The 14,645-nt window shown below is 65.8% G+C and carries 10 protein-coding genes; 8 read left to right on the top strand and 2 right to left on the bottom strand.

The annotated features are described in order from the left end of the window. Positions 1-10 precede the first annotated feature (10 nt). Both LGR54_RS17555 and LGR54_RS17550 read left to right on the top strand, forming a co-directional pair. Complete coding sequence (locus LGR54_RS17555; protein WP_230363281.1) at positions 11-493, top strand: nucleoside deaminase; 483 nt, start codon at positions 11-13, stop codon at positions 491-493. A gap of 194 nt (positions 494-687) precedes the next feature. After that, positions 688-1,914, top strand: a complete 1,227-nt coding sequence (locus LGR54_RS17550) for a DUF2325 domain-containing protein (protein WP_230363280.1) — start codon at positions 688-690, stop codon at positions 1,912-1,914. Between the two features lie 172 nt (positions 1,915-2,086). Here LGR54_RS17550 and LGR54_RS17545 read toward each other — a convergent pair whose 3' ends face one another. After that, positions 2,087-2,524, bottom strand: coding sequence for a DUF1810 domain-containing protein (locus LGR54_RS17545; protein WP_230363279.1), 438 nt, complete (start codon positions 2,522-2,524; stop codon positions 2,087-2,089). Between the two features lie 1,369 nt (positions 2,525-3,893). On the opposite strand from LGR54_RS17545, the gene LGR54_RS17540 reads away from it, so the two are divergent. The 5 genes from LGR54_RS17540 (at position 3,894) to LGR54_RS17520 (ending at position 11,242) form a co-directional block, all read left to right on the top strand. Then, a complete protein-coding gene (locus LGR54_RS17540) occupies positions 3,894-4,205 on the top strand; it encodes a Hint domain-containing protein (RefSeq protein ID WP_255607680.1) in 312 nt (103 codons plus the stop codon). Positions 4,206-4,598: 393 nt separating this feature from the next. Then, positions 4,599-5,993, top strand: a complete 1,395-nt coding sequence (locus tag LGR54_RS17535) for a sigma-54 dependent transcriptional regulator (protein ID WP_230363277.1) — start codon at positions 4,599-4,601, stop codon at positions 5,991-5,993. After that, positions 5,977-7,998 carry a cache domain-containing protein gene (locus LGR54_RS17530; protein WP_230363276.1) on the top strand — a complete coding sequence of 674 codons (2,022 nt, stop codon included), beginning with the start codon at positions 5,977-5,979 and terminating at the stop codon, positions 7,996-7,998. The genes LGR54_RS17535 and LGR54_RS17530 overlap by 17 nt, the downstream gene beginning before the upstream one ends. Before the next feature lie 192 nt (positions 7,999-8,190). Beyond that, positions 8,191-9,843, top strand: coding sequence for an OFA family MFS transporter (locus tag LGR54_RS17525; protein WP_230363275.1), 1,653 nt, complete (start codon positions 8,191-8,193; stop codon positions 9,841-9,843). Between the two features lie 511 nt (positions 9,844-10,354). Then, positions 10,355-11,242: a lytic transglycosylase domain-containing protein gene (locus tag LGR54_RS17520; RefSeq protein ID WP_230363274.1), complete on the top strand. Its 888-nt coding sequence runs from the start codon at positions 10,355-10,357 to the stop codon at positions 11,240-11,242. Between the two features lie 325 nt (positions 11,243-11,567). Here LGR54_RS17520 and LGR54_RS17515 read toward each other — a convergent pair whose 3' ends face one another. Next, positions 11,568-12,614, bottom strand: coding sequence for an AraC family transcriptional regulator (locus tag LGR54_RS17515; RefSeq protein ID WP_230363273.1), 1,047 nt, complete (start codon positions 12,612-12,614; stop codon positions 11,568-11,570). A 331-nt stretch (positions 12,615-12,945) separates the two neighbouring features. On the opposite strand from LGR54_RS17515, the gene LGR54_RS17510 reads away from it, so the two are divergent. Then, positions 12,946-14,376 carry a DUF1254 domain-containing protein gene (locus LGR54_RS17510; RefSeq protein WP_230363272.1) on the top strand — a complete coding sequence of 477 codons (1,431 nt, stop codon included), beginning with the start codon at positions 12,946-12,948 and terminating at the stop codon, positions 14,374-14,376. Positions 14,377-14,645: the final 269 nt, after the last annotated feature.

Here is a 14,645-nt window from a genome sequence, read left to right as displayed (position 1 = left end):
GGGAAATGCGATGACCGACGACGACAAGAAATTCATGAGCCGGGCAATCGAACTGTCCGAGAAGACCTCGCTGATCGACAGCGCCGGCGGGGTGTTCGGTACCGTGATTGTGCGCGATGGCGAGATCATCGGCGAAGGCGCGAACCGGGTCGTTGCCGAGAACGATCCGACCTGGCACGGCGAGATCGAGGCGATCCGCAACGCCTGCAAGAAGGTTGGCAGCTTCAAGCTGAAGGGCGCCACGCTCTACACCAGCGCCGAACCCTGCCCGATGTGCATGGCGGCCAGCTACTGGGCGGGCATCGAGCGGGTCTTCTACGCTTCCACCAATGCCGATGCGCTCGAATACGGCGATTTCGACGACAGCATGATCTATGGCGAGCTGCGCAAGCCGATCGACCAGCGTTCGATCACCTGCGTGCAGATCCTCCAGGAGGAGGCGGTCGAGGTGTGGAAGAAATACAAGAACAAGTCCGACCGCGTCCCTTATTGAAGGCATCGAGACCCGGCCTCACCGGCACGACCGGCTCGCCCCGGCCGTGCCCCTGCCCCCGAGGCCGCATCGAGGGCCGTGTCGGGCGACCCGTCTCTCGATAACCGTGCCATTTCAGCTTGCTGGCGAACCTCCGATCTTTCGCAGTCGGCAGAAGCGTTATATTCAGATAGATACATCGACATGGAGGCAGCATGCCGGCGCCCGCGATCCTTCAACATCCCCTCGCTCCAACCCGGCGCGTCGCGGATCTGCTGCCGCGCTCCACATTCGAGGCGCCCGGCAATGTGGCGGCCGCCCCCGGCCGCCGGCGTCTATGGGATCTCGCTCCCGCGCTGCATTGTTCGGTCATCGGCACCTGCCTGACCACCACCGAGTTGCGACAGCTCTTCGTCAAGCTCGGCGTCGCGGATGCACGATCGGCCAGCGACCATTCCCTGCACAGCCGGGCAGTGAGCAGCTCCGGCACAGGCGAGTTCGCCGGCAAGATGCTGCACAAGGCGCTCGACAAGCGCAACGACAGCACCCTCAAGCGCTTCGCCAGCGCGAAGGGCACCGACGAGGTGCGCTCCCTCTGGAAGGATTGCCTTGAGCGCGGCGATATTCCCGGCGCCTATTGGGCGGTGCTCACCCATCCCGCCACCGACAAGCCGCTGCTGTCAGACGTCTTCGGCGACGTCCACATGCTGTCGCATCTGGTGGGCATGTCGAACCGGGCCGACATTGCCCGCCTTCGGCTGCTCGAGCGCAGTCTCGCCGAGCGCGACGAAAAGATCGCCCGGCAACAGGCGAGACTTCACGAAGCCGCGCAGGAGAAGGCCGAGCTGACGCGACGGCTGGAGGAGAGCGAGACCGAGCGGCGCGTCGCCCTCCGCGCCACGCCCTCCCCTTCACCCGAGCTGGCCAATGAGATCGAGCGGTTGCGCGAGCATGTCGGGGATGAACATGCGCACGCCGCGACGCTGCAGAGGAGAGTCGAGGAGCTGACGGCGGCTCTCGACGAGGCCCGTCAACATGCCCTTGCGCTGGAACAAGAAACCCGTGCGCAGGCGGAAACCATTGCGACGCTGGAAGCACTGGTGGAGATCCCGGAGGATGCCTCGCCCGACATCGATGTTGCCAGCCTGCGTGACCGGACCGTCCTATATGTCGGCGGACGACCGAAGCTTGTCGAGCAACTCCGGCAACAGGTTGAGCGCCGGGACGGTCGCTTCCTCGCTCACGATGGAGGACTCGAGGACAAATCGAGCCTTCTCCCCGGCCTCGTCAGCCAGGCCGACGCCGTCTATTTTCCCGTCGACTGCGTGAGCCACCGTGCCGTCGAACAGGTCAAACGGACCTGCCAGCAGACCGGCAAGCCGTTCTATGCATTGCGCAACGCCAGTCTTGCGAGCTTCCTGGGCGCGCTTGGCGCAGTATAATCGGTGACAAGACGAAGAAGCTCTCCGCAATCAGCGTCTCGATAGGGTTGACTGTTCGTACCAATCGATATCTTCCCGGCGTTTAGGTTGCCCCGCCAGCATGCATATGGGAGCGGAACACGATAATCCCGCTCATCCCAGGCGGACCTCTCCGTTGCTGCGTCGGTCGCAATCATCGACCGAGCAACCGGAGCGTCTGCGCATCTGCTTCGCCTGCGAAAAAGCGATCCAGCGCCCACTGAAACGGCGAACCTTCCTTGCCTGCGGCCACTATCGCAAACAACGTCATGGACGAGCGAAATTTCATGTCGTCGGGGGAGCCGAAGAGTGCGCGTGCCGAGCGCTCCTGGGTCTCGAGCGCCGCGGTGGTCGCGAGGCGCAATCGCTCGCCGAGGATGGGATCGGCAAGATAGGCTCGGGCCTCCTCGATCGATGAAATCCCGTAGAATTTGGCAGTCGGCGAGCGGCCGAGGCCGCGCAATTGCGGGAAGACGAACCACATCCAGTGCGAGCGCTTGCGGCCGGCACGCAGCTCGGCGACGGCCGTCTCGAAAATAGATTGCTGAGCCTCGGAGAAGCGCACCAGATTGAAAGGGTCCACGGCTTCCACTGCGTCCTCCCTCCCAATCGCACGGGACAATCCACGGCGGGTTCTGCTTATCGAATCTCACATTCGACGGGTTGGGCTCGGAAGGTTTCCCGAGCCGCTTTTCTCCGCGTAGACGCAGCCTTGTCGCGCCCGCGAACAGGGGCGCTTCCGCATAGCCCGCTACCGGATGGCCGGCGCTACCGCCATTCGTACCAGCAGCGAGTGCGCCGATGGCCCCAGCGATCCCGAACGCGACGGCAGACGCGGACGCGCCTGCGGCGCCGAGGCGGAGGGCGTCGAGGCGGCGGCGCGCGACGAGGCGGTGGCGGGCGCCCCTGCGTGGACTCTATGGCCGTTCCATCCGGGGCCGTTCCCACGGTCGCAGACGCCGTGTCGGGATCGACGGGTACGGCGTTCTTCAGCAGTCCCAAGACCGACGCTTCGGCCGAAGATACGGCGACGCCCGCCGCCGCCCCGGCGCCCGCGAGGCCAAGCAGTCCAAACAGAAACCCACGACGATCCATCATATGCTTCCCATGGCATCACGAGGCGAGGCTACCGCGCTTTGGGGCTGGAGAGAACGCCAGACCCGGACACCGTGCCCCGGCTCCATCAAGGGTGGATGCGGCAAGGGGGTCGGCATCAACGACATGGCGCAGATTCGGCCTCACACTGCGCCCGGCGTCACGCTGCGCAACGCTCGAACACCAAGAGAAACCTACCCGAAACAACTCGTAACGCCACGCCCGGCCGTGGCGCGGTAGGTTGGGTTCGACCTGATGACGGCGCAACCTCGTCAGATCATGGCCGGGCACTGTTTCACCCAGCACCGCGCAGTGCCCGGCCTCTCATTTCACGAACAACCTGTGTCCATCCCCCACCACAACCCTGGTCCCGGACCCAGGTCCAGATCGGGCGCCTTCGTAGCCGGCGCACCCGACCGCCCAAAGGAATACCGCCACCAAAAAACCATAAGCAGCGTTATTATGACGCAAGTTGGGGATTGGAGAGCCGCTATGCCGTTTGGATTAGGGTTTCTGGCCGCCGTGGTCGTCGGCTATGTGGTCAGTTTGGTCGTCTACGATCGCCGCCATAAGCACTAGACGCTTCCGCATGGGCCGCGTCCGCATGGCCGAGGGAGGATGCAGCCACCCCACATTGCCGCGCCATCGCGAACACGCCCTAACCTAGGACCTCGCGCGTGAACTATGCGCCAGTTCCTCCAGTAAGGGATGAGGGAAACAAGCCACGGAAGGGGGCTCCGCGTCGGCCCCTCTGTCGCTTCAGAACCGAATTTGCCAGCCCACCCGCTTCGGAGCGTCTGCTTCGGACACGGACGCGCTCGAAGCGGCTAACTATCGCCCAGGCCAGGTAGGGGGCCGAAACCTGCTTGCATCAGATCGAACGGTACCGCGTCAGCGTGCCGTGTCGTGGGCTCGTGAACGGTAAGACGATCACTCGACATACCGAGATGCCGAAGACCTTCACCTATTATCACGTCGAGCTCGAAGACCATTCGCTGATCCTCGCCGAAGGCGTGGCGGCGGAGACCTTTGTCGACAACGTCACCCGCCGCCGCTTCGACAACTGGCAGGAAGCTTCCGAGGCACCGGTCGCCGAGATGGACCTGCCACGGGTGAAATCCGCGCGGCAATTGCCGGCAGGTCTTCGTGCCCGGCTGGCTGGAAACGCCGCGGCGTAGACCAACCCGCCCCAGAAATGAAAAGCCCGGCGCGGAGATGGGCCGATAGGGCATCGGGCATTGATGCCGAGATGGTCGCGCAGCCGTTTACAGAACGTGCGCCATTCCCAGAGTCCGACGGAAGGTTTTCGTGCAGCGCGCACGCCATCAGCTCCAGACCCATGAGATTTTGGATCATCTCCGCGAGAAGGAAGACGTCTCGCCCGGAAATCCGGCTGGTTCGCGATGTGGCGACGAAGGTGGCACGTGACAGGCCGCGGCGCCTCGCCTTGCCGGATGTCCAGCCACAGTGCCATCCACCGCTGACAGAAAGCGGAGTGGGGATCTCACTTGCCAGCGAACCGTCCCTCCCCCTAGGTTCGGACAAACAGAAACACGACGGGAGGTAGCTCGGTGGAACCGGCTGAGCGACTGCGGGAGTCCGCAGTAACGAGCTCGGAGTTTGGCTCGGCTTTGCGACAGGCCTCGATCCTCGTTGTCGATGACGAGCCGGGCATTCGCAACTTCCTCCTGCGCATTCTCGGCCCGCGCAGCCATCTCGTCGACGAGGCCAGTGACGCCCAGCAGGCCTCGCGAAAGATGGACGAGCGACATTACGACGTGGTGATCGTCGACAATGTGATGCCGGGCAAGACCGGCATCCAGTGGCTGGCCGAGCAACGCGCGATCGGTTTCTATTCCGATGCCATCCTGATTACGGCCTACGCCGACCTCGAGACGGCCATCGAGGCTCTGCGTGTCGGTGCATCGGACTTCGTCCTCAAGCCTTTCCGCTCCAACCAGATTCTTAACGCCGTCGCACGCTGTCTCGACCGGCAGTCGCTGCGGCGCGAGAATTCGGTACTGCGGCAGGAACTGCGCGCCAACGGTGAGGGCGTCGGCCAACACAAGCTCATTGGCGGCTCGGCCGCCATATCCGCCGTGCGCGAAACGATTTCCCGCGTCGCCCCGCTCCCGTCATCGGTTCTGCTCGTCGGCGAATCCGGGACGGGCAAGGAGGTGGCGGCTCGCGTCCTTCACGCCATGTCCAACCGGGCGGACAAGGCTTTCGTCCCGGTGAACTGTGCGGCGATTCCGCCGGAGATGATCGAGAGCGAGTTGTTCGGCCACCTGAAGGGGTCGTTCACCGGAGCCGCCGCCGCCCGCGACGGACTGTTCGCGCATGCAAGCGGCGGCACCCTGTTTCTCGACGAAATCGGAGAGCTCCCCGCCGCGATGCAGAGCAAGCTGCTGCGTGTACTGGAGGATCGCCGCGTCCGGCCGGTGGGAGCCGAGCGGGAAATTCCGGTCGACGTGCGCCTCGTCTTCGCAACCAATCGCGACCTTGAACAGGACGTGCAGGCCGGTCGCTTCCGCGCGGATCTCTACTACCGCATCAACGTCATGCAGGTCCGGCTGCCGCCCCTGCGCGAGCGCCGCGAGGATATCGAGGAACTCGCCGTTCTGTTCGTGAAGACCCTGTCGCGCCAGCTCGGCGTACCCGCCATCCTGCTCGACACCGCAGCCCGCGAGGCGCTCCGGCGCTACCGCTGGCCGGGGAACATCCGTGAGCTGCGCAACGTCATCGAGCGCTCGCTCATTCTCGGTCGCTTCGCCAACGACCTGCCCCAGCTTGGGGAGCCATCGTCCGACCGCGAGGATGGACTGCTGGAGGACGTGGAACGTCGCCACATCCTCGCCGTGCTGGAGCAGACCGGCTTCGATCGCGCGGAGACCGCCCGCCGGCTGGGCGTGTCGCGCAAGACCATCGACCGCAAATGCGCGCAGTGGAATGTCGAGGCAAGCTGACTCCGCCGGTCGGCCGCGACGCGCCGTTCCGGTCAGGATCCGCCTGCTCGCGATTGCGCTGCTCCCGACCCTCGTCGTCGTGCCCCTGCTGCTCGCCGCGACCATGGTCCGCTGGAATGAAAAATTCGATGCCCTGCTGCAGTCCAAGGTGCATGGCGACCTCACCATCGCCCACCAATATTTCGCGCGCATTCTCGAAACGACCGGCGATCATCTGCAGTCCCTTGGCCTGTCGGCCCTGTTCCAGCGCCAGCTCGGCGACGCGCAAAAGACGGAACTGACCACCCTGCTGGAAGAGCGACGGGAGGCATTGGGATTCGATTTCCTCTATCTCCTCGATGCCGACCGCCGCCTTGTGGCGTCGGCACGCCCCATCGCCGCAGGCGACACCGGCACGGCTGGCCCGGTGCTCGATGCCGCGCTGGCCGGAGGCACGCGCACATCAGTGGACCTGTTCACCTCGCAGCAGTTGGAGGCGATCTCGCCGGAACTGGCGGCCCGGGCGCGCATCGAACTGGTACCTACGCCCAACGCGGCAGCCAGCGACCGCCGCGAAGAAACACAGGGCCTCGTCGTGCACGCCGCCGCCGCCGTGCCGTGGCCCGACGGGAGGACCGGCGCCCTCGTCGCCGGCATCCTCCTCAATCAGAACCTGGTCTTCATCGACACCATCAACGATCTCGTCTACCGCGAGAACAGCCTGCCGGACGGCAGCGTCGGCACGGCGACGCTGTTCCTCGACGATGTGCGCATCAGCACCAATGTCCGCCTGTTCGAGGGAAAGCGGGCGCTGGGCACGCGGGTCTCGAAGGCGGTTCGCGAAGCGGTGCTCGACCAAGGCAAGGTCTGGCTCGGCAGCGCCTTCGTCGTCGACGACTGGTACATGTCGGCCTATGAGCCGATTTCCGACAGCCATGGCGCGCGGGTCGGCATGCTCTATGTCGGCTTTCTCGAACGGCCCTTCACCCGCTCGAAGCAGATCACGCTGATCGCCGTCGCCTTGGCCTTCCTGGCCGTCGCGGGGGCGAGCGTGCCGATCTTCCTGCGTTGGGCCGGCTCGGTGTTCAAGCCCTTGGAGCGCATGGACGAGACGATCGCGCGTGTCGAGGCCGGCGAACGCGATGCTCGCACGGCACTTGCCTATACCGATGACGAACTCGGCCGGGTCGCGCGCAATCTCGACCGGTTGCTCGGCCAGCTGGCCGAACGCGAGCGCGAGCTCGTCGGCTGGAACGAAACCCTCAACCGCAAGGTCGACGAGCGGACCCGCGCGCTCGAACTCGCCAATCGGGAGATCGAAGCGACCACCCGGCAGCTGATCATGTCGGAGAAGCTGGCCGCGGTCGGCGAAATCACCGCCGGTGTCGCCCACGAGATCAACAACCCCATTGCGGTCATCCAGGGCAATCTCGATGTTCTGCGGGAGCTGGTCGGGCGCAGTGGCGAGGGACGCACCGAATTCCGGCTGATCGACGAACAGATCATGCGGGTCAGCGAGATCGTCGGGCGCCTGCTGCAATTCGCTCGCCCGGAGGAATATGCCGGGGCGGCGGATCGCCACGGCCCGGCCGAGGTGATCGCCGACTGCCTGCCGCTGGTGCGCCATCTTCTCGACCGCAGCGCCGTCACCGTCAGGTGCGAGGATCGGGCGTCGCGCCTCGTCCTGATGAACCGCACCGAACTCCAGCAGGTGCTGGTCAATCTCATCGTCAACGCCATCCACGCCATGCCCGATGGTGGCGAGCTGACGCTGCGCGCCTACGACATGGAGCGAGAGGACCGCGAGGGGATCGGTATCGATGTCGAAGATACCGGAACCGGCATGACGGCCGAGGTCATGGCACGGATCTTCGATCCCTTCTTCACCACCAAGGCCGGGCGGGGCAATGGCCTCGGGCTGTCGATCACCCGCAAGCTGGTGACCAGGCAGGGCGGCGAGATCGCCGTCCGCAGCATTCCGGGCGAAGGAACGACCTTCACGGTGTTCCTGCCAGAGGCGAGCTAGCCTGACGGATTGCCACGAAGGCAGGCCGACCCGGGACGGACAATATGTCCCGAGGCCGGGACATATTGTCCGTCTCGACCTCGGCTCCGACTATTTATTCATTGAAAAATAACGACTTTTTCCTCTGGCACGCTGGTTGCTGAACTTTTGTCGCCAACCAAAAACATGTGCTGCGCCGAAGAGGAAATCGCCATGACGGCCACATTCGACACCCTTCCAAACGCCTCGGAGAGGCCAGGCCTGCTTGAGCGCGAACGCATCGTCGCCCGCGCCGGCTTCAATCGCTGGCTGCTACCTCCGGCGGCCCTGGCGATCCACCTGTGCATCGGCATGGCCTATGGCTTCAGCGTCTTCTGGCTGCCGCTGACCCGTGCGGTCGGCATCGACCAGCCGGTGGCGTGTTCCGACATGTCCTTGGCCACGGCACTCTTCACGACGAGCTGCGACTGGCGCGTCTCGGATCTCGGCTGGATCTACACCCTGTTCTTTGTACTGCTCGGATCCTCGGCGGCCTTGTGGGGCGGCTGGCTGGAGAAGGCGGGGCCACGCAAGGCGGGCGTCGTCGCGGCCTTCTGTTGGAGCGGGGGCATCGCCATCGCCGCACTGGGGGTCGCCATCCATCAGCTCTGGCTGATGTGGCTCGGTGCCGGCGTCATCGGAGGCATCGGCCTCGGGCTCGGCTACATTTCCCCGGTATCGACGCTGATCAAGTGGTTTCCGGATCGCCGGGGCATGGCGACCGGCATGGCGATCATGGGTTTCGGTGGCGGCGCCATGGTGGGCGCGCCGATCGCCGATGTGCTGATGAACACCTTCAAGGGCCCGCATTCGGTCGGCGTCTGGCAGACATTCCTCGTCATGGCCGCCATCTATATCGTGTTCATGCTGGCCGGAGCCTTCGGCTACCGGGTGCCGCCGAATGGCTGGCGCCCGGATGGCTGGACGCCGCCCGCGGCAAAATCGAAGATGATCGCCGCGCACAGCGTGCATCTGCGCGACGCTCACAAGACACCGCAATTCTGGCTGATCTGGCTGGTGCTCTGCCTCAACGTCTCGGCGGGCATCGGTGTCATCGGCATGGCCTCGCCGATGCTGCAGGAGATCTTCGGCGGCCGCCTCATCGGGCACCCCGAGCTTTCCTTCGCCGATCTCGACACCGCCCAGAAGGCCTCCATCGCCGCGATCGCGGCAGGGTTCGCCGGGCTGCTGTCGCTGTTCAATATCGGCGGCCGGTTCTTCTGGGCATCGGCCTCCGACCGGATCGGACGCAAGACCACCTTCTATATCTTCTTCCTGGTCGGCATCCTGCTCTATCTGAGCGCGCCGACGGCGGCGCATTCCGGCAATCAGGTGCTGTTCGTCGCCATTCTGTGCGTGATCATCTCCATGTATGGCGGTGGCTTCGCGACAGTGCCGGCCTATCTGGCCGATATCTTCGGCACCCAGTTCGTCGGTGCCATCCATGGACGGCTGCTGACCGCCTGGGCGACGGCCGGCATCGTCGGCCCTGTGGTGGTCAACTACATTCGCGAGTTCCAGATCGCCGCCGGCGTGCCCCGCGATCAGGTCTATGATTTCACCATGTACATATTGGCCGGGATGCTCGCACTCGGGTTGGTCGCCAACACCTTGGTGCGGCCGGTGGCGGCGCGCTGGTATATGAGCGACGCCGAGTTGAAGGCGCTGCAAGCCAGGTCCGCCACATCGGAGGCGGCAGCCGGCGGATCCTTCGGCATCGGGCGCGGCGGCCTCGACCTCAATGCGGTTCTCGCCTGGACGGCGGTCGGTGTACCGCTGCTGGTCGGCGTATGGATCACACTGCAGAAGACCGCTGCGCTGTTCTGAGCGACGCGAGCGAGGCGGCGGCATTTGATCGCCGCCTCGCCTGCAAGGTCGGGAGCGCGTTCGGCGAAGCACGCCGCCGAGAGAGCCCGCGCAGAGCGGCGCCCAATGCCGCCATCCCAGGGGCTCGAAACAAGCGCCCAAACGGGCATCCGGATGGCCGCAAATTATTGGCGACCGGGGTGTGCGTGCCGGTTTTCACGTCGCAAATGTCGAAGCGGCCTGCCCTCGGCCGCTCGCGCGCCGGCCGGAAGCGGGCGCGCCGCGTTTCAACCTTTGCCGAATTGTGCTACGCAGCGGCGTGGAATGGCGAGCAATACAGCGATGGATGGGCGGAAGGCCTCTTGCGGTCGCGGCGATCGCGCTGGCGGGATCGGTCGTCTATAGCCCATTTTCCGGCGTCTCGCGGGTATGGGCTGCGGACCAGCCCAAGCCGGCATCATCGCCTCATGCGCCCTCGGCGGAGCCATCCGCATCCCCGTCTCAGCTCGTCTGGCCGTCTTTCAATGGGACCATGCCGGTCGTGCTTCTGACGCCTGTCGCGCGCAACTCCGCTGGTCTTGTTGCGCCCTCCTATGCCGTATGGCTGACCGATCCGCCGCACGGGGCCCCGCTCGGCGGGAGGTTCGTTGCCCGTGGGCAGGCGATCGTCGAGGTCGCGGTCTTCCAGCGGGAGATCCCGGCCCCGCCACCGGCGCCCCCAGCCGGCGCATCGACCGCTTCCGCCGCGATCTCTTCCGCCCTGTCGGCTCCCGCCTCGGTCGCGTCAGCCGTCCCCCTGCCGCCGAAGCTCCTCGCCGAGATGCCCAGGATCGTGATGGCGTCGCTGGTGCCCCTGCCGCCCAAGCGCCTCAGCGCACCGATGTCGTACGCTCCGCAGACGGGAGCGGCGCCCGAGGAGACCGCGCCGGCGGAGACGACGTCGTTGCGCGACGACGCCGCCAGCGAGGACCCGAACGCTCCCACCGAGGATGCCGCGCGGCCCATCGACGACGCTCCCGAGCCCGTCACCGGCCGGGCCACCTCTGACCGCGCGCCTCCGCGCATCGAGGCGCTGATCGTGCGCTATGCCGAGCGCTTCGATGTCCCTGCGCGGCTGGTGCGACGCGTGGCCTGGCGTGAGAGCAATTTCGACCAAAGCAAGCGCCACGGCCCCTATTGGGGCTTGATGCAGATCCGCGTCGATACCGCGCGGGCTCTCGGCTTCCGTGGCGCGCCGAGGGACCTTCTCGACGCCGACGTCAACATGGCCTACGCGGTGGCCTATCTTGCCAACGCTTACCGGGTCGCCGGCCGCGACGAGAAACGGGCGGTGGTGCTCTATGCCAGTGGCTATTATTACGAGGCCAAGCGCAAAGGCATGCTCAATTCGCTGATCCGGACAGCTTCGGCCGAGCAATAGCCCGCCGGAGCGCCGCATCGTCCAGCGACGGGGAACGCGTCGGCGTCCCATGACTGTCGCCGTGATCGCTTGCGACCTTCCAAAAGCTGATTTCCGACAACGCTACCGGCCGCGACGTCGCGGCTCGTTTCGTCGCGATGGTCCACGCGGACTGAAGCCGAGCGCGGCGCGTTGCGACCTGCGTCCGGCCTGTCCGATGGCGACCGCTGACGCCGTCTTCGTCGCTGCGGGCCGCGAGGGCCGAGGATAAACCGGAAGAAGGGTGCACAGGACGGGGGCATGAACCGGGCCGACACGACAATATCGGCCAGTACCGGTCGCCCCATCAAGCCGGCCCCTTGGGCGCGCCGGCCGCGCCGTTTCCGGTCATCGACCAATCCTCAGCGCGCCATTGCGAGGGCGTGACGCCCGTCCAACGCTGGAAGGCGTGGTCGAAAGAGCTGAGGGAAGAATAGGAGAGCACTTCCGCGATGCGGCCGATAGGCAGCCGCGTCAGGACGAGAAGCTCGCGCGCCACGGTGAAGCGCACCTCGTCCTTGATGGCCTCGAAGCTGGTGCCGGCGCGGGCGAGGTGACGGGCCAGCGTGCGCGCCCCGACACCGATCTCCGCCGCCACCGCCTCGCGATCGGCCTCCCCGAGCATCAGCCGAGGCCGCAGGGTGTGGCGCACCTGGGCCGGGATATCGTCGAGATCGCCGCGAAGCACTTTCTGGATAGCGGTCCGGAGCTGCAACCGACGAACGGGATCGGCACCGGGCAAGGGCAGCGCCATGTCGCGCGCCGACAGCACGATGCCGGTCTGTTCCTGATCGAACGCCACCGTCGTCTTCAGCGTGCTGCGGTAGAGCGCCGGGTTCGCCGGCGGGCCGACGCATTCCAGCACCCGCAAGGGCTGGGCGCGCCCGCTCGTCAGCGCCCGTGCCATGTTGCAGCCGATGGCGACGACCAGATCATGCACGTGCCGGCTGGGGTCGGTACCGGCGTCATAAAGGCCGTAGCCGACGAAATAGTCGTCGCCAGCCCGCTGGAGATAGACGACCGCGCCGCGCGAATAGCCGATCTGCAGGCTGACATAATCGCGGAAGGCCTCGCCCAGCGTCGGCGCGCAGGCCATCATCTCGCCGATCGGGCCGAGGGCGCGGTGATCGTTTCGCGCCCCGAGCAGCAGTCCCAGATGCGGACAGCGCGCCAGCATGGCGGCACGCTCGATCAGCCCGACAATGGAGGGAAATGGAAAGCGGGCGTCGGGGACGAGTTCGCCGGGAGCGATGCCCGAGCCGGCAAAGGCCTCTTCTGGTTCGACCCCCAGCTCGCAGAGCAGGCCGGGAAGCGCGGCTACCGGGCCGACGCGTTGGGACGGGATATTGTTCAAAATTGATGGTTCCTGTCCCCAAAAGGCAAGCGACGACGATGTCCTTAAGTTATCCCTTCGCCATCCTGCAAGGTCGTTCGTCCGTCATGACGGTGAAAGTACAGTCGATGCACGAGTTGCACCCCAGCTCACCAGGTCATCCATCGGGGGGCCGAGTGCCGACGCCTGACCTTCCGACCCGAATTCTGCCCTCCGCCTGCTGAACGCCCTCCGTTGAAACACTGTCGATGACGCCAGCAAAATCACGCAAGGTCAATCGACGGGCTCGCGGGGCGCCGCCGGTCGACCGGAACAATCCGGCTTTCGCCAAATGCCATCAAGGAAGCATGTCATGAGTATTTCGCGCCGAGCCCTGTTCCTGGGAACGACTGCCTTGGCCGCCGCCGTCTCGGCGCGTGGTGCGCTTGCCTGGGACGGCCCCATCCTTGACCTCGTCGAAGGAGCGGAAGGCTTCGACGTCGCGTCGGATGCCTATGTCTACGGCTACCCGCTGGTCACGATGGAGATGACACGCCGGGTGATGACCAATGTCGCGCAGGCGGAAGGCACCCGCGCGCCGATGGGCACGCTGATCAAGCTGCGCGCCTATCCCGACGCCTCGTTCCGCGACGTGACCGCCCCGAACGCCGATACGCTCTACACCACCGCCTTCTTCGATGTCGGCGACGAGCCCTGGGTGGTCAGCGTGCCCGACATGAAGGGCCGCTACTTCCTTCTGCCGTTCCTGGACGGCTGGACCGACGTGTTCCAGGTGCCGGGCTCCCGCACCACCGGCACCGGCGCGCAGACCTATCTCGTCACCGGCCCCGGCTGGTCCGGCAAGGTGCCGGACGGCATGGTGCAGCTGAAGTCGCCCACCAGCATGGTCTGGATGCTCGGCCGCATCTACTGCACCGGCACGCCGGAGGACTACGCCGCCGTCCACGCCCTGCAGGACCAGTTCAAGCTGTTCCCGCTGAGCGCGCTCGGCAAGGACTACACGCCGCCCGCCGGCAAGGTCGATGCCGACATCGACATGAAGACCCCGGTGCGCGACCAGGTGAACGCGCTGAGCGCGGCGGAATACTTCACCCTGCTGGCGCAGTTGCTCAAGAGCAACCCGCCCTCGGCCAAGGATGCGCCGGCGCTTGAACGGTTCAAGCAGATCGGCCTCGTGCCCGGCCAGGACTTCGATGCCAAGGCGATCGATGCGCGCTGGGCGAAACGGCTGCCGCAGCTCTCCTTCGACCGCATCATGCTGCACTTCAAGTTCAGCGGCGGCGACGTCGAGCACATCAATGGCTGGGGCTACACCACCAAGACCGGGCTCTATGGCACCGACTATCTCCAGCGCGCGCTGATCACCGCCATCGGCCTCGGCGCCAACCGTCCGCAGGACGCGGTCTACCCCACCTCGCTGAAGGACAAGGACGGCCGCGAATATAGAGGCGCGAACAAGTACGAACTGCGCTTCGCGGCCGGCCAGCTGCCGCCGGTGAAGGGCTTCTGGTCGCTGACCATGTACGACGCCGGCATGTTCTTCGTCGCCAACCCGATCGACCGCTATTCGATGAGCATGCGGGCCAATCCCAAGCTCGAGGCGGACGGTTCGCTGGTGATCTACGTCCAGAACGAGAGCCCCGGTGCCGGCAAGGAGGCCAATTGGCTGCCGGCGCCGAAGGATCGGTTCAACCTGATGCTGCGCCTGTACTGGCCGGACGAGAACACGCCCTCGATCCTCGACGGTTCCTGGGTCATTCCCGCCGTCACCAAGGCTGGCTGATCCACCGGCTCCCCGGCGCATCTCGGTGCGCCGGTCCTCTCGACAGAAGCCATCGTTGGCGAGGTCGGCGGCACTGGGGGCGAGCAGCGGCACTCTCGTGCTCGCCCGCGCGCTCGCCTATCTTGAGCTACGCTCTTCCAATGGCAAACGGCGCCGCGATCGAGGCCGGCGCGACACATACCGTCGGCGATAACGCCTCACCCGGGCTCCCATGTGGAAGAGCGGCGGCATAAGCTGGGATGAGCACAGGATCCGGCCATGGCGAGCCC

Source organism: Ancylobacter sp. Lp-2, from assembly GCF_020523795.1.
Classification (GTDB): Bacteria; Pseudomonadota; Alphaproteobacteria; order Rhizobiales; family Xanthobacteraceae; genus Ancylobacter.
This window is presented reverse-complemented; position numbering and strand designations above follow the sequence as displayed.